This is a genomic window from Dysosmobacter sp. HCP28S3_G4 (assembly GCF_052065175.1).
Taxonomy (GTDB): domain Bacteria; phylum Bacillota; class Clostridia; order Oscillospirales; family Oscillospiraceae; genus Oscillibacter.
Genome location: NZ_JBQHUP010000042.1, coordinates 1 through 21,898, shown reverse-complemented (window position 1 = coordinate 21,898; position 21,898 = coordinate 1). Strand labels below are relative to the sequence as shown.

22 protein-coding genes and 1 riboswitch are annotated in these 21,898 nt (G+C 64.2%); of the genes, 19 read left to right on the top strand and 3 right to left on the bottom strand.

Going from position 1 to position 21,898, the window contains the following annotated elements:
• Window positions 1–628: 628 nt before the first annotated feature.
• Entirely contained in the window at window positions 629–1,813 is a 1,185-nt protein-coding gene (gene metK / locus ACTNBU_RS09945; RefSeq protein WP_441033502.1) for a methionine adenosyltransferase, read from the bottom strand.
• A gap of 98 nt (window positions 1,814–1,911) precedes the next feature.
• Window positions 1,912–2,004, bottom strand: a riboswitch (SAM riboswitch).
• 224 nt (window positions 2,005–2,228) lie between these two features.
• Here metK and ACTNBU_RS09940 point away from each other — a divergent pair.
• The 6 genes from ACTNBU_RS09940 to ACTNBU_RS09915 all read left to right on the top strand — a co-directional run bounded on the left by ACTNBU_RS09940 (window position 2,229) and on the right by ACTNBU_RS09915 (window position 8,215).
• Window positions 2,229–3,107: a rhomboid family intramembrane serine protease gene (locus ACTNBU_RS09940; protein ID WP_441033501.1), complete on the top strand. Its 879-nt coding sequence runs from the start codon at window positions 2,229–2,231 to the stop codon at window positions 3,105–3,107.
• Between the two features lie 125 nt (window positions 3,108–3,232).
• Window positions 3,233–3,646, top strand: a complete 414-nt coding sequence (locus tag ACTNBU_RS09935) for a ribonuclease Z (RefSeq protein WP_441033498.1) — start codon at window positions 3,233–3,235, stop codon at window positions 3,644–3,646.
• A gap of 86 nt (window positions 3,647–3,732) precedes the next feature.
• Complete coding sequence (locus ACTNBU_RS09930) at window positions 3,733–4,533, top strand: DNA/RNA non-specific endonuclease (RefSeq protein WP_441033495.1); 801 nt, start codon at window positions 3,733–3,735, stop codon at window positions 4,531–4,533.
• Between the two features lie 567 nt (window positions 4,534–5,100).
• Window positions 5,101–6,615 (top strand): 2,3-bisphosphoglycerate-independent phosphoglycerate mutase, encoded by a 1,515-nt coding sequence (gene gpmI / locus ACTNBU_RS09925; RefSeq protein ID WP_441033494.1) that lies wholly within the window; start codon window positions 5,101–5,103, stop codon window positions 6,613–6,615.
• Between the two features lie 75 nt (window positions 6,616–6,690).
• Entirely contained in the window at window positions 6,691–7,440 is a 750-nt protein-coding gene (locus ACTNBU_RS09920) for a peptidoglycan DD-metalloendopeptidase family protein (RefSeq protein ID WP_441033491.1), read from the top strand.
• Between the two features lie 97 nt (window positions 7,441–7,537).
• On the top strand, window positions 7,538–8,215 hold the full coding sequence (locus tag ACTNBU_RS09915) for a YjjG family noncanonical pyrimidine nucleotidase (RefSeq protein WP_441033488.1): 678 nt from the start codon (window positions 7,538–7,540) through the stop codon (window positions 8,213–8,215).
• 69 nt (window positions 8,216–8,284) lie between these two features.
• Here the strand turns inward: ACTNBU_RS09915 and ACTNBU_RS09910 are convergent, their stop codons facing one another.
• Window positions 8,285–9,583: a S1C family serine protease gene (locus ACTNBU_RS09910; RefSeq protein WP_441033485.1), complete on the bottom strand. Its 1,299-nt coding sequence runs from the start codon at window positions 9,581–9,583 to the stop codon at window positions 8,285–8,287.
• Window positions 9,584–9,763: 180 nt separating this feature from the next.
• On the opposite strand from ACTNBU_RS09910, the gene ACTNBU_RS09905 reads away from it, so the two are divergent.
• The 4 genes from ACTNBU_RS09905 (at window position 9,764) to mgtE (ending at window position 14,220) form a co-directional block, all read left to right on the top strand.
• Window positions 9,764–10,774 carry an MBL fold metallo-hydrolase gene (locus ACTNBU_RS09905; RefSeq protein ID WP_441033482.1) on the top strand — a complete coding sequence of 337 codons (1,011 nt, stop codon included), beginning with the start codon at window positions 9,764–9,766 and terminating at the stop codon, window positions 10,772–10,774.
• Between the two features lie 48 nt (window positions 10,775–10,822).
• Window positions 10,823–11,485 carry a deoxyribose-phosphate aldolase gene (deoC, locus tag ACTNBU_RS09900; protein WP_441033479.1) on the top strand — a complete coding sequence of 221 codons (663 nt, stop codon included), beginning with the start codon at window positions 10,823–10,825 and terminating at the stop codon, window positions 11,483–11,485.
• Between the two features lie 62 nt (window positions 11,486–11,547).
• On the top strand, window positions 11,548–12,267 hold the full coding sequence (gene deoD / locus ACTNBU_RS09895) for a purine-nucleoside phosphorylase (protein WP_441033477.1): 720 nt from the start codon (window positions 11,548–11,550) through the stop codon (window positions 12,265–12,267).
• Between the two features lie 537 nt (window positions 12,268–12,804).
• Window positions 12,805–14,220 (top strand): magnesium transporter, encoded by a 1,416-nt coding sequence (gene mgtE / locus ACTNBU_RS09890; protein ID WP_441033474.1) that lies wholly within the window; start codon window positions 12,805–12,807, stop codon window positions 14,218–14,220.
• A 56-nt stretch (window positions 14,221–14,276) separates the two neighbouring features.
• Here the strand turns inward: mgtE and ACTNBU_RS09885 are convergent, their stop codons facing one another.
• Entirely contained in the window at window positions 14,277–15,212 is a 936-nt protein-coding gene (locus tag ACTNBU_RS09885) for a nucleoside recognition domain-containing protein (protein WP_441033472.1), read from the bottom strand.
• Between the two features lie 118 nt (window positions 15,213–15,330).
• Here ACTNBU_RS09885 and ACTNBU_RS09880 point away from each other — a divergent pair, with 118 nt between their 5' ends.
• The 9 genes from ACTNBU_RS09880 (at window position 15,331) to recD2 (ending at window position 21,744) form a co-directional block, all read left to right on the top strand.
• Complete coding sequence (locus tag ACTNBU_RS09880) at window positions 15,331–15,615, top strand: YabP/YqfC family sporulation protein (protein ID WP_441033469.1); 285 nt, start codon at window positions 15,331–15,333, stop codon at window positions 15,613–15,615.
• Between the two features lie 4 nt (window positions 15,616–15,619).
• Window positions 15,620–16,825, top strand: a complete 1,206-nt coding sequence (yqfD, locus tag ACTNBU_RS09875) for a sporulation protein YqfD (RefSeq protein WP_441033467.1) — start codon at window positions 15,620–15,622, stop codon at window positions 16,823–16,825.
• A 94-nt stretch (window positions 16,826–16,919) separates the two neighbouring features.
• Window positions 16,920–17,897, top strand: a complete 978-nt coding sequence (locus ACTNBU_RS09870; protein WP_441033465.1) for a PhoH family protein — start codon at window positions 16,920–16,922, stop codon at window positions 17,895–17,897.
• Window positions 17,897–18,391 (top strand): rRNA maturation RNase YbeY, encoded by a 495-nt coding sequence (gene ybeY, locus ACTNBU_RS09865; protein WP_441033464.1) that lies wholly within the window; start codon window positions 17,897–17,899, stop codon window positions 18,389–18,391. Before ACTNBU_RS09870 ends, ybeY begins: the two co-directional genes overlap by 1 nt.
• A gap of 23 nt (window positions 18,392–18,414) precedes the next feature.
• Complete coding sequence (locus ACTNBU_RS09860) at window positions 18,415–18,663, top strand: hypothetical protein (RefSeq protein WP_441033461.1); 249 nt, start codon at window positions 18,415–18,417, stop codon at window positions 18,661–18,663.
• Window positions 18,660–18,911 (top strand): hypothetical protein, encoded by a 252-nt coding sequence (locus ACTNBU_RS09855; RefSeq protein ID WP_441033458.1) that lies wholly within the window; start codon window positions 18,660–18,662, stop codon window positions 18,909–18,911. The genes ACTNBU_RS09860 and ACTNBU_RS09855 overlap by 4 nt, the downstream gene beginning before the upstream one ends.
• A complete protein-coding gene (locus tag ACTNBU_RS09850) occupies window positions 18,908–19,150 on the top strand; it encodes a hypothetical protein (RefSeq protein ID WP_441033456.1) in 243 nt (80 codons plus the stop codon). The genes ACTNBU_RS09855 and ACTNBU_RS09850 overlap by 4 nt, the downstream gene beginning before the upstream one ends.
• Window positions 19,151–19,193: 43 nt before the next feature.
• On the top strand, window positions 19,194–19,517 hold the full coding sequence (locus tag ACTNBU_RS09845; RefSeq protein WP_441033454.1) for a hypothetical protein: 324 nt from the start codon (window positions 19,194–19,196) through the stop codon (window positions 19,515–19,517).
• Window positions 19,518–19,530: 13 nt separating this feature from the next.
• Entirely contained in the window at window positions 19,531–21,744 is a 2,214-nt protein-coding gene (recD2, locus tag ACTNBU_RS09840) for an SF1B family DNA helicase RecD2 (RefSeq protein ID WP_441033452.1), read from the top strand.
• The last annotated feature ends 154 nt before the right edge of the window (window positions 21,745–21,898 follow it).

Genomic DNA, 21,898 nt, shown 5'->3' with positions numbered 1-21,898 from the left:
CTTCCTTGAATTCCTTGCTGTACTTTCCCATTGTGATCCCCTCCATCTTTGTTTTTCACTTTAACAGATTTTTGGGGAATTTGCGACTGCACTTAAAGGGTACCACTCCACGACGACACAAAGAGGGGGGACCCGCGTGTCCCCCCTCTTTGGAAACACCCTCCCTGGGGGACGGGAGCAGGCAACCCCCCAGCCACGGCCAAAAGGCCGTGCCCGCCCCCCTTTTGCGAAAGGGGAGCATCCTCGTTTTATAGTGCGCTCTCAACAGGAAGGTGCCAATCTACCCCCAACAACCAAGGTGCGGCAGCAAAAAGAGAAGCTGAGGGCATCCGGAAATGCCCCCAGCTTTTTCATGCTCCATATGTGGTTGAGTGGGTAACGCCCGCAGGCTTCCATTGGGCCAACCCCCCGTATCAGGCGCTGCGAGCGTTCCGGGCGAAGCCCGGAATGCCGCCGCCAGCGTCTTTTCTCTTGACACCATCAAAAGGCGCTTTCTCTTTTCGGCGCAACCGAAAAGAGAAAGGGGGTTTTGAAGCCGCCGGTCTCCACCGGCACTCCCCCGCGCCCCGGGACGGGGCGCACATCCGGTTCCCCGCGAAGGGAAGCATCTCCAAAACGCCCCGTGCCGTTACTGCACAGCCGCCTTCAGCGCCTCCACCCGGTCGGTCTTCTCCCAGGAGACACCCAGATCCTCACGGCCCATGTGACCATAGGCCGCCAGCTTCCGGTAGATGGGCTTCCGCAGATCCAGGTCCCGGATGATGGCCGTGGGCCGCAGGTCGAAGACCTTTGCAACGGCACGCTCCAGCGCGCCGTCGTCCACCGTGCCGGTGCCGAAGGTGTCCACGAAGATGCTCACCGGCTGGGCCACGCCGATGGCGTAGGCCAGCTGCACCTGGCAGCGCCGGGCCAGTCCCGCCGCCACGATGTTCTTCGCCACCCAGCGGGCCGCGTAGGCCGCGGAGCGGTCCACCTTGGTGGGGTCCTTGCCGGAGAAGCAGCCGCCGCCGTGGGGGGCGCTGCCGCCGTAGGTGTCCACGATGATCTTCCGGCCCGTCAGGCCCGTGTCCGCCGCCGGTCCGCCCAGCACGAACCGGCCCGTGGGATTCACGAAGTACCGGGTCTTTTCGTCCAGCATCTCCGCCGGGATCACCTTTTTGATGACCTCCGCGATCATGTCCGCCCGGATGGTCTCCAGGGACACGTCGGGGTCGTGCTGGGTGGACAGCACCACCGTGTCCACCCGGACGGGGCGGTCGTTCTCGTCGTACTCCACCGTCACCTGGCTCTTGCCGTCGGGCCGCAGGTAGCCGAACTGTCCGCTCTTCCGCACCTCCGTCAGCCGCAGGCACAGCTTCTGGGCCAGGGAGATGGGCAGGGGCATCAGCTCCGGCGTCTCGTCGCAGGCGTAGCCGAACATCATGCCCTGGTCGCCGGCGCCGTTGCTCAGCTCGTCGTCGCCGCTCTCCTTGCTCTCCAGGGACTTGTCCACGCCCAGGGCGATGTCCGGGGACTGCTCGTCGATGGAGGTGATGACGGCGCAGGTGTCGCAGTCGAAGCCGTACTTGCCCCGGTCGTAGCCGATGTCCCGGACCACTTCCCGGGCGATCTTGCCGATGTCCACGTAGCAGCTGGTGGTGATCTCGCCCATGACGTGGATCATGCCGGTGCAGGCCGTGGTCTCACAGGCCACGCGGCCCTGGGGGTCCTGCTCCAGAATGGCGTCCAGGACGGCGTCGGAGACCTGGTCGCAGATCTTGTCGGGATGGCCCTCGGTGACGGATTCGGAGGTGAAGAGATAGTGTCTCGCCATAAAATTGAACTTCCTTTCTGTTTCCCCTATCCCGCGGGCGGCGGGAGACGCGAAAAAGCGCGCCCCGAAAGAGAGGCGCGCCAAAAAGACACGTTCGCTCCTCATCTGTCGGTATCCGCCGGATTTGGCACCTTACAACGCAGGTTGCCGTGGGTTCATCGGGCCGTTCCCTCCGCCACTCTTGATAAGGGTTTATTTCATTGTGGAACTATGATACCGGATGACCGGGCGATTGTCAATAGACAGATGCCCGCCGATGCCCCAAAAAACGGGGTCCGGCGGTGCAAAATCCCGGCGTTTTTTCCCATACCCGGCGGAAATTCAAAAATATGTAATGACTTTTCCGCCCGCTGCGGTTATAATGGACGTGCTGTATTGAGATTTTGCCCTCAGTAAACAAAGGGAGGAACCCCATTTGAACAAACTGAATTCCATGATCGACCGCTTCGTCTACCGCCACCCCAATTTCGGCATCCCCAACCTGATGCGCTTCGTGGTGGCGGGACAGGTGCTGGTGTACCTGCTCTACATGTTCTCCAACGCCGGGGCCATCGCCTTTCTCTGCTTTGACCTGAACCACCTGCTCCACGGGGAGATCTGGCGGCTGGTGACCTTCGTGTTCGTGCCGGACTCCTTCCGGCCCTTCTCGTTTATCATCATGCTGTCCTTCTACTACTTCGTGGGCACGTCCCTGGAGCGGGAGTGGGGCACCGCCCGGTTCACGCTGTACTATCTGTCCGGCATGGCGCTGTCGGTGCTGGCCACGGTGCTGGCGTCCCTCATCACCGGCTACTACAGCCTGACCCTGTCCAGCGCCTACTACCTGAACCTGACGCTGTTCCTGGCCTTCGCCGCCATGTATCCCGACGCGGGCATCATGCTCTACATGATCATCCCCCTGAAGGCCAAGTGGCTGGCCATCGCCGACGTGGTGCTCATCGGCTGGAGCATGCTGCGGTCCCTGCTGGCCGGCAGCGTCATCGGCGTGGTGGTCCCCCTGGTGTCGCTGCTGAACGTGCTGATCTTCTTCTGGCCGGAGATCACGGGGATGCTGGGCATCCAGACCCGGCGGGTGCGGCATCAGAGCTCCCACCAGACCATCCAGTTCAAGGCCGCCGCCCGCCAGCAGCGGAAGAAGGAGGCTGCCCAGGGCTACCGCCACAAGTGCAGCGTCTGCGGCCGCACGGACACGGACTATCCGGACCTGGAGTTCCGCTACTGCTCCAAGTGCGCCGGCTACCACTGCTTCTGCCAGGACCACATCTACAACCACGTCCACTTCACGGAGGAATAGTTTTTTCAATTAGGAATTAGAGATTAGGAATTAGGAATGGCTGTGTCCGGCTGCGCCGGACGGATCAGAAATCATTCCTAATTCCTCATTCCTAATTCCTAATTCTTCAAAGGGGGGAGAAAACCATGATCGCAGTCGTATGCGTGGACGACCGGAACGGCATGCTGTTCCACCACCGCCGCCAGAGCCAGGACCGCCTCCTGCGGGAGGACCTGCTGTCCCGCTGCCCGGGACGGCTGTGGATGAACGCCTATTCCGCCAAACTGTTCACCGGCCATGAGGTCCGCCTGGCGGTGAACGAGGACTTTTTGTCCCTGGCGGGGCCGGAGGAGTGGTGCTTCGTGGAGGACCGGCCCCTGGCGCCCCATCTGGACCGTCTGGAGGGGCTGGTGGTGTACCGGTGGAACCGGGCCTACCCGGCGGACGTCCATCTGGACCTGGATCTGTCGGACTTCCGGCTGGAGTCCGGCCAGGACTTTCCCGGCTCGTCCCACGAGACCATCACCCGGGAGATCTACCGCCGGACGGCGGTGGAGTGAGACCGCACCCGACATTTTCACAGAGCGCCGCCGCGTACAGAACCGCGGCGGCGCGTCATACGTCAAACACATAACAGGAGGTTCCCATGGCAAAGAAAAAGCGCAAACTCACCAAACGGCAGAAGAAGCAGATCCTCTCCGCCGTCATCTTCGTGCTGCTGGCGGCGTTCTACCTCTGGCAGGACCTGACGGCGGAGGTGCCGGAGGGCCCGGACATCCAGGCGTCCCAGAGCGTCCAGACGGAGCAGGGCGGACAGTTCGGACCGGCGGACCAGACGGCGGCGGACAGCCGGGGCGTCACCCTGGCGGACATCCCGGACTACAGCGGCGACCCCTGGGTGGAGCTGAACAACAACGAGCCGGAATTTGAGCCCACGGACTACACCGTCACGTCCTACGAGGAGTACGGCGCCCTGGACGGGCTGGGCCGCTGCACCACGGTGATGGCCTGCATCGGCCGGGACCTGATGCCCACGGAGAAGCGGGGCGACATCAGCTCCGTCCGGCCCACGGGCTGGGTCCAGGCCCAGTACGACTTCGTGGACGGCAAGGCGCTGTACAACCGGTGCCATCTCATCGGTTTCCAGCTCACCGGCGAGAACGCCAACGACCGGAACCTCATCACCGGCACCCGGTATCTCAACGTGGAGGGCATGCTGCCCTTTGAGAATCTGGTGGCGGACTACATCAAGGAGACGGGTAACCACGTGATGTATCGGGTGACGCCCGTCTTCGACGGCGACGATCTGGTGGCGCAGGGCGTGCAGATGGAGGCCGCCTCCGTGGAGGACAGCGGCGAGGGCGTGCTGTACAACGTGTTCTGCTACAACGTCCAGCCCGGCGTGGAGATCGACTACGCCACCGGGGAGAGCTGGCTGGCGAAATGAGCGTTTGGCGGTGATGTTCTCCCTCGTGGGGGAATGGTGGTGGGGGCCCGGCCGGGGGGGGGGGGGGGGGGGGGGTGGGCCCCCCCCCCCCCCCCCCGGGCCGCGGTATTTTTCCGCCGCGCATGTCGCCGGAAAAATGATTCCGGCAGATTCTTTTGCCCTGCGGGCAAAAGAACCGTGGGAAACCGTAGGTTTCCCCCTGCCCCCCCTTTCCCGGAGCGGCGGTTGCGGGAGTTGCTGCGGTTTTTTGCCTCCCCTTTGTGCTTGCCTGCGGACCTGACATCCCGTGGGAAACCGCAGATTTCTCTCTGGCCCCCTTTCCCGGCTTGGCGGTCGTGGGAGTTGCTACGGTTTTTGGGCTCCCCTTTGTGCTTGCCTGCTGGCCTGACATTCCGTGGGAAACCGTAGGTTTCCCCCTGCCCCCCTTTTCCGGAGCGGCGGTTGCGGGAGTTGCTGCGTTTTTTTGCCTCCTTCCTTTGTCCGCTCCCTTTCCTTTTGCGTCGGCTCTTCGCTGGACGCGGGAAGCCTCTTTCCAGTGTGTTTTGTCGATGAAATGGAGAAACAACTATGAATAAAACACCCACAACCCTCATTATCATGGACGGCTTCGGCCTCTCCGACGCAGCCTCCGGCAACGCCGTCTCAGCAGCCCGGACGCCCTGCCTGGATAAGCTGTTTCGGGAGTACGCCCATACGACGCTGGAGGCCTCCGGTCTCAGCGTAGGCCTGCCCGACGGCCAGATGGGCAACAGCGAGGTGGGACACACCAACATCGGCGGCGGCCGCGTGGTGTTTCAGGACCTGCCCCGCATCACCAACGCCATCGCCGACGGCAGCTTCTTCGAGAATCCCGCCTACAACCACGCCATGGACGCCTGCAAGGAGAAGGGCACGTCCCTCCACCTGATGGGCCTGCTGTCCGACGGCGGTGTCCACTCCCATCTGGAGCATCTGTTCGCCCTGCTGAAAATGGCCCGGGACAAGGGCCTTGAGAAGGTCTATATCCACGCCTTCCTGGACGGCCGTGATGTGTCCCCCACCTCCGGCGCCGACTTCGTGGCCCGGACCGTGGAGAAGTGCCGGGAGTTGGGCGTCGGTAAGATCGCTACGGTGATGGGCCGCTACTACGCCATGGACCGCGACAAGCGCTGGGACCGGCTGGAGCAGGCCTACGACGCCATGGTCTACGGTGAGGGCGCCGCCTTTAATCCCGTGCCCGTGGCCGCCGTGAAGGACTCCTATGACCGAGGCGTCACCGACGAGTTCGTGGAACCCGTGGTCTGCGACCAGGACGGCACCATCTCCGACAACGACAGCGTCATCTTCTTCAACTACCGTCCCGACCGGGCCCGGGAGATCACCCGCTCCCTGGTGGACCCGGACTTTGACGGCTTCACCCATCAGTACTTCCCCCTGACCTTCGTGTGCAACACGGAGTACGACGCCTCCATGCCCAACGTGGAGGTTGCCTTCCCCCGCGTCACGGTGAAGAACGGCCTGGGCGAGTACCTCAGCAGCATGGGCATGACCCAACTCCGCATCGCCGAAACGGAGAAGTACGCCCATGTGACCTTCTTCTTCAACGGCGGCTCCGAAACCGTGTTCCCCGGCGAGGACCGGGTGCTGGTGCCCTCTCCCAAGGTGGCCACCTATGACCTCCAGCCGGAGATGAGCGCCTATGAGGTCTGCGCCAAGTGCGTTGAGCGCATCGAGTCCGGCGCCTATGACGTCATCATCCTGAACTTCGCCAACTGCGATATGGTGGGCCACACCGGCGTGTTCGACGCCGCCGTCAAGGCTGTGGAGACTGTGGACGAGTGCGTGGGCAAGGTGGTGGACGCCACCCTGAAGATGGGCGGCATCGCCATGGTCACCGCCGATCACGGCAACGCCGAGCAGATGCGGCAGGAGGACGGCTCCCCCATGACCGCCCACACCACCAATCTGGTACCCTTCATCCTCTGCGGCGCCGGCACGGAGCTGCGGCCCGGCAAGCTGGCGGACATCGCGCCCACCATTCTGGACGTGATGGGTCTGGAGAAGCCCGCCGAGATGACCGGCAAGACCCTCATCATCAAATAATTCCGCTCTTTTCCGGAATATGATGTATAAATCCCTCCTTTTCCGTCAACACTGTTGGGAAAAGGAGGGATTTCATTGTTCCACAAACTCAGAACCACTCTGGGCGGCGCCGGATTCTACGCCGTTCTGTTCCTCTGTCTGGCCTCGGTGGGCACCGGCGCTTACTTCCTGCTGTTCCGCGATGCCCAGCCGGAAACAGCTCTGCCCGCCTCCTCTGCCGAGTCCACCATCGTGTCCGAGGTGCCGGAGTCGGACGTCACGCCGGAGGTGCCGGTGGTAGAGACTGTACAGCCCCAGCCCATCACGGAGACGGACGCCGATTCCGCCGGAGGCGGGGAGGTCAGCGCCGCATCGGAGGAGCCTGCCGTTGAAGACGTTCCCGCGGTAAACACCGCGCCGGTGATCCCGGAGGCCCCCAGTCTGGTGGTGTCGCCCCTCAGCGGACAGGTGGTGGCCGCCTTCTCCGTGGACGCCCTGACCTACAACTCTACCCTGGATGACTGGCGCACCCACGACGGCGTGGACATCGCCGCGGCGGCGGGTACCAATGTGCTGGCCGCCAGCGCCGGAACGGTGCTGTCCGTCTTCCAGGACGACCTGCTAGGCACCACCGTGGTGCTGGGCCACTCCGGCGGGTATGAGACCGCCTACGCCAACCTTCAGGAACAGCCTACCGTTCAGAAGGGGGACAAGGTCTCCGCCGGACAGATCATCGGCGCCGTGGGCACCACCGCCCTGGCGGAGAGCGCCGAGGGACCCCATCTCCATTTCTCCGTGGCCAAAAACGGCGTCTCCGTGGACCCGGAGGAGTATCTGAACAAGTGAGCGGGAAAGAGGCGGGCGCGGCCCGTCTCTTTTTCTCTTGCGCCGCCGGGCCGTTTCTGTCATAATAGCCCTATCATCAGGAAAGGGAGGTGCCGGTGTGATCCGCATCATTCTGCTGGACGTGGACAATACCCTTCTGGATTTCAACAAATGCTCCGCTGCCTCCATCGAGGCGGGCTTCCAGGAGTTCGGCCTGACCTACCGGCCGGAGATGTTCCCGGTGTTTCTGGACATCAACGACCGGCTGTGGTATGAGATCGAGCAGGGCCGTCTCACCCGGGAGGGGCTGCACAACATCCGCTTCCCCTGGATCTTCGACAAGCTGGGCATTGACGCCGACGGCGTGGCCTTTGAGCGGCGGTACGCCCAGCTCCTCCACGAGAGCCACATCCCGGTGGACGGAGCGCCGGAGCTGCTGGAGTACCTCTCCGGAACATACGACCTCTACGTGGCCAGCAACGCCAGCGAGGAGCAGCAGGCCCACCGGCTGAGGCTGGCGGGGATGCTCCGATATTTCAAGGGCATGTTCGTCTCCCAGGAGATCGGCGCGCCCAAGCCCAGCCGAGCCTTTTTTGAGCGCTGCATGGAGCGGCTGGGTGATCCTCCGAGGGAGGAGGTCCTGCTCATCGGCGACTCCCTCACCGCGGATATGCAGGGCGGCGTGGACTTCGGCCTGCGCACCTGCTGGTACAACCACAACCATCTGCCCCGGGACACCGCCCCGCCGGTGGATTACACGGTGGACCATCTGCGGGAGATCATGGAACTCCTGTAGCCCGGACGGAAAAACCGGCTGACCGTTTGGTCAGCCGGTTTTTGATTTGCTTTCGGACGGAGCGCCGGTTTACCGGCCGTTCTCCATCTCGTCCACCTCCGCCAGGGTCCAGCCCTCGCCGGTGAGGTCGGCAGTCATGGCCGGGTCCACCGGCACCGCCAGATACATGCTGTTGCCGCTGCTGTAGGCGCCGGCGGTGACGCCGATCACCTGTCCGTAGGCGTTCAGCAGGGCGCCGCCGCTGGAACCCATGGAGATGTCAGCGGTGTTCAGAACGCAGGGCAGGGCGTACCGCTCCACCTTCCGACTGGGATCGCTGATGATGCCCTGGGACACGAACAGCCCCAGGCCCAGGGGATTGCTGATGGCGTACACCACGTCGCCGGTCCGGATGTCCGCCGTGCCCGCCATCTCCACCGAGGCGAAGGTGGAGGTGGTCTCGCCGTCCAGGGAGGTCCTGGAGACCTGGATCACGGCGATGTCGATCTGCGGATCATAGTAGAGCACCCGCTCCACCGGATAGGACTCGCCAGTGGACAGTGTCGCCTTCACAAAGAGCGCGGCATCGATGGAGTGGTAGTTGGTGACGGCGATGCCGCTGCCGTCGATGAAGAAGCCGGTGGCGTTGGCGCTGGGTTTCTCCGCGTTCTTCCAGTCCGCGATTTCGTAGCAGTCCAGCCGGAAGACGGCGGCGGAATACCGGTCGGCCACCTGCCGGGCCGTCAGCTCCGTGGGCATCAGGCCCAGGGCGTTGGCGGCGGCACGGGACACCGTGCCCTCGCTGATGAGCCGGGAGAGGACAGTCTCCTGGCTGTCCTTGTAGTGGAACTTCAGGGCGTCGCAGGCGATGTCGAACAGCTCACCACGGGACAGCTCGCCGGAATAAGTCACCTCCGTCAGGCCGATATGCCGGGCGAAGACGGCGGCGTCCGTTACGGCGAAGTCGCCCTCGCTGTCGCTGTAGCCCAGCATCCGCAGCAGGAACGTGCACCAGGCGTTGGCGGTGACGGGGTCCTGGGGACGGAACTCCGTGGCCGTCACGCCGGTGGTCCACTTCTGACCGGCGGCGTAGCCGACAGCGTTTTTCAGCCAGGCGGGCACGTCACGGAAGCCGGTCTGGCCGCCGCTCCGTGCGGCGTCGTCCTCCGCGCCGGCCAGACGGACCAGCATGGTGACGGCGGTACCCCGGGTGGCAGGGGCCTCCAGCTCCAGAGAATACTCCGAGCCGGTGGTGCCCTTCACCAGGCCCAGGGTGTAGAGGGTGTCCCCGGCCCGGGATGCCTCTCCGCTGAGCGCCAGGGCGGAGGGCGACGCCGCCGCGGCTGTCAGCGCCATGGCGCAGGCCAGGGCAAGAAATCGTTTTGTCATGGATATGTACCTCCGAAAGTGTAAAAACCAGTTGCTTTTCCCGGAATAGACCTTCTTCCGGGAAGTTCTATTGTAACACCGGACATCCGATTTTACAAGAGCCGCTGGACAGCCATCCAACATTCTGCTAAGATAAAGAGGAACCTCCGCCTCGGGCGGACAACGGAAAGGACCAGGACCATGGCGGAGAAGATCGCTGAAAATCTGTACCGGCTGGATATTCCCTTGGTGGGAAATCCCCTGAAAAATCTCAACAGCTACCTCATCACCGGTGAGCGGAACCTGCTCATCGACACCGGCTTCCGGGAGGAGCCCTGCCGTCAGGCCATGGAGCGCCAGCTCCGGGAGCTGCGGGTGGACCTGGGACGGACGGACATCTATCTGACCCATCTCCACAGCGACCACTCCGGCCTGTCCACGGAGCTGCACCGCCCCGGCTGCCGCATCTTCCTCAGCCGGGAGGACCGGGAGGAGCTGGTGGAGCGGGGCGACGACGACTTCTGGCGGCTGCGGAATGAGCAGTCCATCCGGGATGGCTTCTCCCGGGAGGAGATGGACGTGCTGTGGGGCAGCAATCCCGCCAGGGAGATGGCCCCCCAGATTGCGGACCACTACGACTGTCTGGCGGACGGGGAGGTCCTGGAATACGGCGGCTGGCGGCTGCGGTGCATCTTCACCCCCGGCCACTCTCCGGGCCATATGTGCCTGTACGACAAGGATCGGAAGACGCTGTTCGCCGGAGACCACGTGCTGTTCCACATCACCCCCAACATCTGCCGCTGGGAGAGCATGCCCGACGCCCTGGGCAGCTATCTCGACAGTCTGGCGCGGGTGCGGGACCTGCCGGTGGAGCTGCTGCTGCCCGCCCACCGGTCGGAGACCGGCGATCTGCGGGCCCGGGTGAATGAGCTGACCGCCCACCATCACCGGCGGCTGGAGGACACCTTCTCCGTGGTGCAGGGCCATCCCGGCCTGACGGCCTACCAGATCGCGGGCGTCATGCGCTGGCAGATCCGGTGCCGGAGCTGGGAGGACTTCCCCCTGACCCAGAAATTCTTCGCCGTGGGCGAGGCCATGTCCCATCTGGACTACCTGCGCTGCCGGGGCCGCATCGAGATGACGGAACAGAACGGCAAGCTGGTGTGGCACGCCCTTCCCGCTCCCCAGGAGCCGTCCGGCTCCCAGGCATAACCATGCTTTTCAGGACATCTGTCTATTGATTATAAGGAGTGAGCTGAAATGGACCTGAAGGACATTCTCTCCAAAGTGGATCATACCCTGCTGGCACAGACCGCCACCTGGGAGGAGATCCGTGCCGTCTGCGACGACGGCATCCGCTACGGCTGCGCCAGCGTGTGCATTCCGCCCGCCTATGTGAAGCAGGCGGCGGAGTACGCGGCGGGCCGCATCCCCATCTGCACGGTCATCGGCTTCCCCAACGGCTATTCCACCACGAAGGTCAAGTGTCTGGAGGCCGCCGACGCGGTGGAAAACGGCGCGGCGGAGATCGACATGGTCATCAACGTGGGCTGGGTGAAGGACCGCCGGTGGGACGATCTGCTGGAGGAGATCCGGGCCGTGAAGGACGCCTGCGGCGGGAAGCTGCTGAAGGTCATCGTGGAGACCTGCTTCCTGACGGAGGAGGAGAAGGTGCGGATGTGTGAGATCGTCACCGATTCCGGCGCGGATTATATCAAGACCTCCACCGGCTTCGGCGGGGGCGGCGCCACCCGGGAGGACGTGGCCCTGTTTGCGAAGCACATCGGCCCCGGCGTGAAGATCAAGGCCGCCGGCGGCATCGCCGGTCTTCAGGACGCCCAGGACTTCCTGGCGCTGGGCGCCTCCCGTCTGGGCACCAGCCGGGTGGTGAAGGCCGTCAAGGCCCAGGAAGCCGGCAAGTAATTCCCCGGAGCGCATCTGGCTCCGATACGATCTTATTTTGAAACATGAAGGAGGAATCCCATATGTCCACTCCCCACAACACCGCCGCCCAGGGCGATTTCGCCAAGACGGTCCTGATGCCCGGCGATCCTCTGCGGGCCAAATTCATCGCCGAGACCTTCCTGAAGGACGCCAGGCTGGTGAACAATGTCCGGGGCATCCAGGGCTACACCGGCACCTACCAGGATACGCCGGTGTCCGTCATGGCCTCCGGCATGGGCATGCCCAGCATGGGCATCTACTCCTATGAGCTGTTCAAGTTCTTCGACGTGGACAACATCATCCGCATCGGCTCCGCCGGCGCCATGTCCAAGGAACTGAAGCTCCGGGACGTGGTGGCCGCCCAGGCCGCCTGCACCGACTCCAACTACGCCCATCAGTACAAGCTGCCCGGCACCTTCGCCCCCATCGCCAGCTACGAGCTGCTGGAGACCGCCGTGGCCATCGCCCGCCGGATGGGCGTCCGGATGCCGGTGGGCAACGTGCTGTCCTCCGACGTGTTCTACGACGCCTCCGGCGCCTCCATGGACTGGGCCAAGATGGGCGTCCTGTGCGCGGAGATGGAGTCCGCCGCCCTGTACTGCAACGCCGCCTATACCGGCAAACGGGCACTGTCTTTGCTGACCATCTCCGACAGCATCGTCACCGGTGAGGAGCTGCCTGCCGAGGACCGGCAGACCACCTTCACCCAGATGATGGAGATCGCCCTGAACGTGGCGGTGGAGATGGCCGGAAAGGGCTGAGCCGATCCCGTGTCCTACAGGCCCCCGGACGCTGTCCGGGGGCCTGTTTCGTTGTGGAGTTTGTCGATGAAGGGCCGCCTTTTTTGGTAAAAAAGCGGTTGAAATGTTCCGAAGCCATATGCTAAAATCAATTTGCTGATACAGCAAATCCATCATATTGAGAGGTGAGATCATGGACACCAGTAGCTGCAGTCGAAGTACAGACAGGGTATTCATATGCCGTCGGAGACGGTGCGGCTGTGGGCCGTCCGTGTTCTGACCGTATTCTGCCGCGCCGTCGTGCCGGTTTATGAATACCATTGTCTGCTTCCAAAGCTGCACTACACCGGCACAGGACGGGTGTAGTGGATGTCGCTTTGCGGGGGACAATGGTTTTTTGCTGTGCAAAAGCATCGCAAAAAACAAGATGCGCCATTTTCTCGCCACTTCGGGGTAGCCGAAAATGATGCGCATGAAGTTTTATGCCCTTTTTCTCCCGCGGCGTCATACCGCGCCCTCCTTTGCCAAACAATCTGATTGCAGAGGAGGCACAGGGCAATGAACACCAACAAGAATCTTTTGAACGACAGCGCCATCACCGCGCAGCACCCCGATTACAGGACGGAGATCGCCGGCATCCTCCGCGGCAGCCTGACTCCCGGACTGATGCGGGAGCGGCTCCGCTCTTACCACGAAAAAGACATCGCCGCGGCGCTGGAGCTGCTGAAAAAGGAGGAGCGCAGCAAGCTCTACCGCATTCTGGACACCGGGACTCTGGCGGATGTGCTGGAGTACACCGAGGGGTCGGAGGAGTACTTTGGCGAACTCAGCGTCCGCAGGCAGGTGGAGATCCTGTCCCGGCAGGAGCCGTCCGCCGCCGCCGCGTATCTCCAGCGGATGGAGAAGCCGCAGCGGGCCATGCTCCTGGAGCTGATGGACGACGAGACCCGCCGGGAGATCACCTTGCTCAGTTCCTTTGACGAGGACGAGATCGGCAGCCGGATGACCACCAACTATATCTCCATCCATGCCGGCATCAGCGTACGGCAGGCCATGCGGGAGCTGGTGGAGCAGGCGGCGGAGAACGACAACGTCTCCACCATCTACGTGGTGGACGGGGACGGGACCCTGGCAGGTGCCATCGATCTGAAGGACCTGATCATCGCCCGGGAGACCACGCAGCTGGAGGCCATCACTATGACCTCCTACCCCTACGTGTACGCCAGCGAGCAGATTGAGGACTGCATCGAGCGCATCAAGGACTACTCCGAGGACTCTATCCCCGTGCTGGACGCGGAGAACAAGCTGCGGGGCGTTCTGACCTCCCAGGAGATCACCCAGCTGGTGGACGACGAGCTGGGCGAGGACTACGCGAAGCTGGCCGGTCTGTCCGCCGAGGAGGACCTCCAGGAGCCGCTGAAAAAGAGCATCGGCAAGCGTCTGCCGTGGCTGGTGATCCTGCTGGGCCTGGGGCTGGTGGTCTCCAGTGTGGTGGGCCTGTTTGAGGGCGTGGTGGCCCATCTCACCATCATCAGCTTCCAGTCCCTGATCCTGGACATGGCGGGCAACGTGGGCACCCAGTCCCTGGCCGTCACCATCCGCGTTCTGATGGACGAGCAGCTCAGCGGCAGGCAGAAGCTCTTCCTGGTGGGCAAGGAGGCCCGGGTGGGCCTGGCCAACGGCGCCATTCTGGGCGTACTGTCCTTCGCGCTGATTGGGCTGTACCTCATCGTCCTGAAGGGCCAGACCGCCGTGTTCGCCTTTTCCGTTTCCTTCTGCACCGGCGCCGCCCTGGTGGCCTCCATCCTGCTCTCCAGCGTCTGCGGCACGGTGGTCCCCCTGGTCTTCAAGAAGCTGCACATTGACCCGGCGGTGGCCTCCGGCCCGCTGATCACCACCATCAACGATCTGGTAGCGGTGGTCACCTACTACGGTCTGGCGTGGCTGCTGCTCATCGAGCTGCTGCACCTGTGATATCCGCTTGTTTTCCGCAAAAACATCCGTATGGCCTGAACCATACGGATGTTTTTTTACGCCCCCAGCACCCAGGGACACAGCAGCGCCGCCATCAGGGAGGACAGCAGTCCCTGCACTGCCTTTCCCACCACGCAGGGCGCCGCGGGCAGGCCGCTGTCCCCCAGCACCGCCATGGTCTGGCAGTGGACGGACACGCCGCCCCATCCGGCCAGGCCCGCCGCCATCACGAACCCGGCGGCGTCATTGGTCAGCCGGGGCGTGGCGGAAAAAAGTTCCAGCATTCCCGCGAGAACGGTGGCCGCGGTGCCGCCGATACGCCGCAGGGGCAGGGCCAGCACGTAGAAAAACACCACGAAGGCGCAGATGCCCGCCATGGATTGCAGCGCGGACTGTACCGCCGCCACAAAGGCGGAGGAGAACCGCACCATCCGGAAGGGCGGCATGGACGGCGCGGGTCGGCGGGCGGCGCTCTTTGTCCGCCGGGGCCGTCGGGCCAACAGCAATCCTGTCAGCAGCGCGGACAGGATATGGATCAGCCAAAGCCACATCCCCGTCCGGACGCTGCCGAACACCCCCAGTCCCAGCACCGTGATCAGAAAGGCGGGGTTGGAGTTGTTGCAGAAGGTCAGCAGACGCTCGCCCTCCTCTTTGGAGAGCACGCCGTCCGATACAAGGGAGGCGGCGGTGCGGGCCCCCACGGGATAGCCTCCCACCAGCCCCAGCAGCAGCGCCGACGCCCCGGCGCCGCCGATCCGGTACAGGGCCATCAGCCCGGACAGCGGCCCCGACAGCCACTCCCCGAAGCCCAGGGACATCAGCAGGGCGGACACCGCCAGAAACGGAAACAGGGAGGGGATCACCGACCGGGTGCAGAGGGACAGTCCCTCCGTCACCGCCGCCCGCACCTCCGCCGCGTCCAGCAGCAGCCAGAACAGGCCCGTCACCAACAGCAGCATCACCGGCTGCCGCCACCGGATCTTCTGATACATGACCATCACCCCCGGCCAGTCTATGCGGCGGGACGGTGGAAAAGTACAGGCTGTCCCGCCGGGGGCGCGCAAGTTTTTCCCCTGTCCGTCATAAACTCTGACGAGGTGAGTAGGACGTATGGAACGAGGAAAACGACATGACGGGATGCTGTCCACCGTGGCGGAGCTGTTCGATCTGCCGGCGGATGTGGTGGCGGGACTGCCCCATCTGGAGATGGTGGGGGACCGGCAGCTGTTTATCGAGCATCACGCGGGCATCCTGTCCTACAGCGACACCTGCGTGGACGTGAACACGGAGCGGGGCGTGCTCCGGGTCCGGGGGACGGGACTGAACCTGCTGGCCATGACGGCGGAGGAACTGCGGATCGGCGGCATCATCGCCGCCGTGGAATGGATGGGGTGAGGCCATGCTGCTGGCAAAACTGACCAACCGCCTCCGGGGAGAGGTCCGGGTCCGGGTGGTGTCCGGCTTTCCGGAGCGGGTGCTGAATCTCTGCGGGGAGCGGATGCTGAGTCTCTGGGACGTGTGCTGGGTGTCCCCCACGGAGTTCGTCTGCTCCATGTCCCGGACGGATTACCGCGTCCTGCGGCAGGCGGCCAAACATCTGGACTGCACGCTGAGCGTGGAGAAAAAGGCCGGCGTACCCTATTTTCTCCGGCGGTTCCGGAAGCGGTACGCCCTGATGGCAGGCCTCGCCCTGTGCCTGGTGTTCCTGCTGTTCGGCACCTTTTTCATCTGGGATTTTCAGATTGAGGGGAACGAGACCGTCACCGACGAGGCCATCCTCCGCTGTCTGGAGGAGCACGGCGTAAGGTTGGGCACCTTCGGCTTCGCCATCGACTCCGACGACCTGCGGAACCACATCCTGCTGGATATGCCGGAGCTGGTGTGGATCACCGTCAACGTCTCCGGCTGTCAGGCCCAGGTGCAGGTGCGGGAGCGGAAGCCTGCTCCCACCCCCGCCGACAAGCGGACGCCCCAGAATGTAGTGGCCCGCCGGGACGGACTGGTGCTGAAGATCAGCGCCCTGGGGGGCGTGAAGCAGGTGCAGCCCGGCATGACGGTGGTGAAGGACCAGCTCCTGATCTCCGGCATCGAGGACACCGGTACCTTCGGTGCCCGGGTGAAGGCCGGCATGGGCACCGTCACCGCCCGGACCTGGTACACCCTGCGGACCTCCGTCCCGCTGACAGCGGAGAAAAAGGTGCCCACAGGGGAGGAAAAAAGCCGCTGGGCCTTGATTTTTGGCACGCACCGGGTAAAATTCTATGGTAACAGTAGCGATTCCCTGACAGAGTGTGATAAAATAAGGACACGGACCCAGCTCCGCCCCTTCGGCATCTCCCTGCCGGTGGCGGTGGAGCGGGAGATCCTGCGCCCCTTCACTCTGGAGACCGCCGCCGTTTCAGCGGAGGAGGCCCAGGCCCGGGGGGAGGCCCTGCTGACCGCCTATCTCCACTCCCTGGTGGACGAATACGGCGCCGTCACCTCCGCCCTGTGCACCGCCCGGCAGTCTGGAGACCGCCTGCTGGTGACGCTGACGGCGGAGTGTGAGGAGCAGGTCGGCAGGACTGTGCCCATCTACACCGACACCGGGGACACGGCGTCCTGATATCCCGCTGCGCTTTGGTTGATTTTGCGCCGGACACTTCCCGTCCGGCTGGAATACAGGGCCACGGCCCGTTTTGACAAAGGAGAGACCGCATTTGGAACAGAGGATCAGCATTGAACGGCTGGAACAGGCCATCAACATCTTTGGCTCTTTTGACGAGAATATCCGTCTGCTGGAGCAGGAGTTCTCCGTCACCGTGGTGAACCGGGACGGAGAGCTTCGGGTGGACGGCGAACCGGAGGATACCATGCTGGCCGTGAAGGCCATCCAGGCCCTTCTGACCCTGTCCTCCCGGGGGGAATCCATCGGGGAGCAGAACGTGCGCTACGTCATCGGACTGGTGCGGGCCGGGAAGGAGGACCAGATCTCGGAGCTGACCCAGGATGTGCTGTGCATCACCGCCAAGGGCCGCCCCGTGAAGCCCAAGACCATCGGCCAGAAGCAGTATATCCAGTCCGTGCTGAAGAACACCGTCACCATCGGCGTGGGCCCGGCGGGCACCGGCAAGACCTATCTGGCCGTGGCCGCCGCCGTGCAGGCCTTCCGGGACAAGCAGGTGAACCGCATCATCCTCACCCGTCCGGCGGTGGAGGCAGGGGAGCGGCTGGGCTTCCTGCCCGGCGACCTCCAGAGCAAGGTGGACCCGTACCTGCGGCCCCTGTACGACGCCCTGTTCGACATGCTGGGGGCGGAGACCTACCAGAAGTATCTGGAGCGGGGCAACATCGAGGTGGCGCCCCTGGCCTATATGCGTGGCCGGACGCTGGATGACAGCTTCATCATTCTGGACGAGGCCCAGAACACCAGCCGGGAGCAGATGAAGATGTTCCTGACCCGTCTGGGCTTCGGCTCCAAGATCGTCATCACCGGCGACACCACCCAGATCGACCTGCCCGCGGACAAGACCTCCGGCCTGAAGGAGGCCATGCGGGTGCTGCGGGACGTGGAGGGCATCGGCATCTGCGAGCTGACCAACGCCGACGTGGTGCGCCACGTCATGGTCCAGCGGATCGTGGAGGCCTACGAAAAATATGAGACCGCCAGAAACAGCGGAAAGGGAGGGAAGCGGTAATGGCGAAGCGGCACTATATCCCCATCACCGCCGACGTGCCCGGCGCGGCCAATGAGAGCCGCTGCACCTTCATCCGGAAGGTCATCCGCACCGCCCTGGCGGCGGAGGGCGTCACGTTCCCCTGCGAGGTGGACGTGCTGCTGACCGACGATGAGAACATCCATCAGATCAATCTGGACATGCGGCAGGTGGATCGGGCCACGGACGTGCTGAGCTTCCCGGAGTTTGACCTCCACCCCAGCGAGCTGCCCTCCGAGGAGGACGCGGACCCCGGCACCGGCCTGGTGCCCCTGGGGGACATGGTGATCTCCATGGAGCATGTGGCGGCTCAGGCCAAGGAGTACGGCCACTCCGCCCGCCGGGAACTGGCGTATCTGGTGACCCACTCCGTGCTGCATCTGCTGGGCTACGACCATCTGGACGAGGGACCGCAGAAAGAACAGATGCGCGCCCGGGAGGAGGCCATTCTGGGGGAGCTGGGCATCACCCGGTGACCGGATTACAAAAGGGGGACGGCATGAGTCAGTTTTTCGGATATTGGCTGCTGAGCATCTTCGGGGGAGCGGCCCTGCTGGTCATCGGCGGGCTGTTCTTCAGCGAGTTTCTGGCGGCTTTCGGCGTGTTTCTGCTGGTCACCGCGGCTCTGGCGGGCTTCCTGACCTGCTATGTCAGGCAGAAGGAGCGGCTGGAGCGAGTGGAGCGGAAACTGGACCAGCTGCTGGAGAAAAGCGGACCGTCCGATGAGACGGAACAGGAGGACATATGAAAACCTTTTTTCTCTGCATGTTCGGCTCCGCCGTGGTGGTCTACGCCGCGGTGATGCTGCTGTACATGATAGCAGGCGATGCGGCGTGGCTCATCGCCGGACTGCTGGCCCTGGGCGCGGTGTTCGGCCTGCTGGCCTGCGCGCTGGAGAAGCTGGACCTGACGGAGCAGCGGCTGGACCGCCTGGAGCAGAAGCTGGACCGGCTGCTGGCGGAGCGGGAGAAGGACGAAAAGGAGGACACGCTGTGAAGCTGTTTCTGGGTGCGTGGATCGGGACGCTGCTGGGCGGCTGGCTGTTGCTGACCGTGTTCGTGTCCTTCTTCGGAAACACCGGGCTTCTGCTGCTGGCGGTGACGGTGGTGGCCGTACTGATCGCAGTCATCGCGGCGCTGTCCAATGAGGTGGATGATCTGCGCAAGCGGCTGGAGAAGCTGGAGGCCGCGGACCGGAAACAGGAGGATTGGGACGGCAAAGCCGGAGCGGAATGACCACGGACGGGCCGTCCGCATAGACTATCCTGAGGTGATCGGGATGGAATTGCTGGAAGACGGTCTCATTGCGTTCTTTTCCGCCGTGGGCGTGACCAGCTGCGTCTGGCTCATCGCCGGAGCGCTGCTGGGGGCCGGACGGTGCCGGAATCCCGCCGTGCGGCTGGTGCTGCCGGTGGAGGGCGACGCCCCGGCCATGGAGGCGGACCTGCGGGATCTTCTGCGGCTGCGGCGGCAGGTGCCCGGTGCGGCCATCGTCCTGGAGGACCGGGGGCTGACAGAGGAGAGCCGGGAGCTGGCGGAGTACTTCTGCCGGCGGTACGACGGCGTGGTCCTGGAGGTACATAGCGGAACATCAGAGAGATAACAGAGGAGATACCATGGAGGAGCTTTTCACAACAGAGGGCACGGTCCACAGCCTGATTTTTCAAAATCCGGAGAACGGCTACACCATCCTGCGTCTGGTGACGGAGGACGGGGAGGTCGTCACTGTGGTGGGCTGCATCCCCTGCGTGGCGCCGGGAGAGCGTCTGGCGGTGGACGGCGTGTGGGAGCAGCATCCCCAGCACGGGGAGCAGCTCCGGGCCGTGGAGATCGAGCGGCGGCTGCCGGAGGACGAGGAGGAGATCATCAGCTACCTGGGCTCCGGCATCATCAAGGGCGTGGGCCCCTCCACCGCCCAGCGCATCGTGGAACGGTTCGGCCGGGACGCGCTGGAGGTGCTGGAATCGGAGCCGGAGAAGCTGAGCCTTCTGAAGGGCATCACCGCCCGGAAGGCCCAGGAGATCTCCGCCAGCTTCCGCCAGCACATGGGCCTGCGGCGGCTGATGGCCTTCCTGGCCCAATACGAGCTGCCGCCGGTGCTGGCCATGAACCTCCGGCAGCAGTACGGCGACGGCGCGCTGGAGGCGGTGCGGAACAACCCCTACCTCCTCAGCGGCGACGCCTGCGGGGTAGAGTTCTCCACCGCCGACGAGATCGCCATGTCCATGGGCATGGCCGCCGACAGCAACTGCCGCATGGAGGCGGCGGTGACCTTCGAGCTGTCCCACAACGAGCGCAACGGCCATGTGTTCCTGCCCCGTGGAAAGCTCATCGCCGCCACGGCCCAGCTGCTGGACTGCGAGCCGGACTACATCGAACGCGCCCTGGACGCCCTGACGGAGCGGGGCGCCGTGGTCTGTGAGCCAGTGGCCAACGTGGAGGCCTGCTATCTCCGCCGCCTGTGGGAGGCGGAGACCTACATCCGGGCCAAGCTGGACCTGCTGCTGGCGGCGGAGCCGGATCAGAGCTGTCAGGCGGAGCGGACGGTGGAGGAGATCCAGCGGGAGCAGGGCATTACATACGCGCCCCAGCAGCGGCAGGCGGTGGAGACGGCGGCCCGGCAGGGCGTGCTGATCCTCACCGGCGGCCCCGGCACCGGCAAGACCACCACCGTCCGGGGCATCGTGGCCCTGTTTCAGAAAATGGGCCTGGACATTCTGCTGGCGGCGCCCACAGGACGGGCCGCCAAGCGCATGAGCGAACTCACCGGCGAGGAGGCCCAGACCATCCACCGGCTGCTGGGCATGAGCTGGAACGAATCCGCCCACATGGTGACGTTCACCAAGGGCGAAAAGGAGCCGCTGGAGGCGGACGCCGTGATCCTGGACGAGATGTCCATGGTGGATGTGGAGCTGTTCGCCGCCCTGCTGCGGGCCCTGCGGCCCGGCACCCGGCTCATTATGGTGGGCGACGCCGATCAGCTCCCCTCCGTGGGGGCGGGGAACGTGTTCTCCGACCTGATCCGCTCCGGCCGCATCGAGACCGTGTTCCTCCGGGAGGTGTTCCGGCAGGCGGAGCAGTCCGCCATCATCCGCAACGCCCATGCGGTGAACCTGGGCCAGCCGCCCCTGCTGGCCAACAATCAGGGGGATTTCTTCTTCCTCTGCCGCCGGGACGCCCAGCGGGCGGTCTCCACGGTGGTGGAGCTGTGCCGGACCCGTCTGCCGGAGAACATGGGTATCCCCGCGGATCAGATCCAGGTGCTGACCCCCACCCGGAAGGGCCCGGCGGGCACCATCAACCTGAACCGCCTCTTACAGGCGGCGCTGAATCCGGCGGCGGACGGCAAGCGGGAGGTCCAGTGGGGCGAGCGGCTGTTCCGGGCCGGGGACCGCATCATGCAGACGAAAAACGACTACGACGTGGTGTGGGAGAAGTCCGACGGCACCGTGGGCACCGGTATGTTCAACGGCGACGTGGGACGGATCGTGGACATCGACCCTTCCGGGGAGTGGCTCACCGTCTGCTTTGAGGACCGCACCGCCACCTATACCCAGGAGATGCTCAGCGAGGTGGATCTGGCCTATGCCCAGACCATCCACAAGGCCCAGGGAAGCGAGTACCGGGCGGTGGTGCTGGCCTTGATGCCCTCCGCCCCGTCTTTGATGGTGCGGGGCGTGCTGTACACCGCCCTGACCCGTGCCCGGGAGCTGCTGATCCTGGTGGGAGACGACGCGGCCATCCGCTCCATGGCGGAGAACGACCGCCGCCAGCGGCGGTATTCAGGCCTGCGGTGGAGGCTGGCCCACAGCGGAGACGCCGCAACGTAAAAAATGCAAAAAGGGAGACCGGACTTCTCGTCCGGTCTCCCTCCAGCCTGTCGAAAAAGTCGAGCATAGCTGGGCTTTTTCGCATTTATATGGTAAAATAAGCATGGGTGATGAAAGATGCTTGAACGAGGGAAGCTGGATCGTGGAATCGTAG

Bases quoted from the DNA above. Each gene is read 5' to 3' on its own strand.
- metK (WP_441033502.1), bottom strand. From the start codon at position 1,813: ATGGCGAGACACTATCTCTTCACCTCCGAATCCGTCACCGAGGGCCAT.
- ACTNBU_RS09935 (WP_441033498.1), top strand. From the start codon at position 3,233: ATGATCGCAGTCGTATGCGTGGACGACCGGAACGGCATGCTGTTCCAC.
- ACTNBU_RS09930 (WP_441033495.1), top strand. From the start codon at position 3,733: ATGGCAAAGAAAAAGCGCAAACTCACCAAACGGCAGAAGAAGCAGATC.
- gpmI (WP_441033494.1), top strand. From the start codon at position 5,101: ATGAATAAAACACCCACAACCCTCATTATCATGGACGGCTTCGGCCTC.
- ACTNBU_RS09910 (WP_441033485.1), bottom strand. From the start codon at position 9,583: ATGACAAAACGATTTCTTGCCCTGGCCTGCGCCATGGCGCTGACAGCC.
- ACTNBU_RS09905 (WP_441033482.1), top strand. From the start codon at position 9,764: ATGGCGGAGAAGATCGCTGAAAATCTGTACCGGCTGGATATTCCCTTG.
- deoC (WP_441033479.1), top strand. From the start codon at position 10,823: ATGGACCTGAAGGACATTCTCTCCAAAGTGGATCATACCCTGCTGGCA.
- deoD (WP_441033477.1), top strand. From the start codon at position 11,548: ATGTCCACTCCCCACAACACCGCCGCCCAGGGCGATTTCGCCAAGACG.
- mgtE (WP_441033474.1), top strand. From the start codon at position 12,805: ATGAACACCAACAAGAATCTTTTGAACGACAGCGCCATCACCGCGCAG.
- ACTNBU_RS09885 (WP_441033472.1), bottom strand. From the start codon at position 15,212: ATGTATCAGAAGATCCGGTGGCGGCAGCCGGTGATGCTGCTGTTGGTG.
- ACTNBU_RS09880 (WP_441033469.1), top strand. From the start codon at position 15,331: ATGGAACGAGGAAAACGACATGACGGGATGCTGTCCACCGTGGCGGAG.
- yqfD (WP_441033467.1), top strand. From the start codon at position 15,620: ATGCTGCTGGCAAAACTGACCAACCGCCTCCGGGGAGAGGTCCGGGTC.
- ybeY (WP_441033464.1), top strand. From the start codon at position 17,897: ATGGCGAAGCGGCACTATATCCCCATCACCGCCGACGTGCCCGGCGCG.
- ACTNBU_RS09860 (WP_441033461.1), top strand. From the start codon at position 18,415: ATGAGTCAGTTTTTCGGATATTGGCTGCTGAGCATCTTCGGGGGAGCG.
- ACTNBU_RS09855 (WP_441033458.1), top strand. From the start codon at position 18,660: ATGAAAACCTTTTTTCTCTGCATGTTCGGCTCCGCCGTGGTGGTCTAC.
- ACTNBU_RS09845 (WP_441033454.1), top strand. From the start codon at position 19,194: ATGGAATTGCTGGAAGACGGTCTCATTGCGTTCTTTTCCGCCGTGGGC.
- recD2 (WP_441033452.1), top strand. From the start codon at position 19,531: ATGGAGGAGCTTTTCACAACAGAGGGCACGGTCCACAGCCTGATTTTT.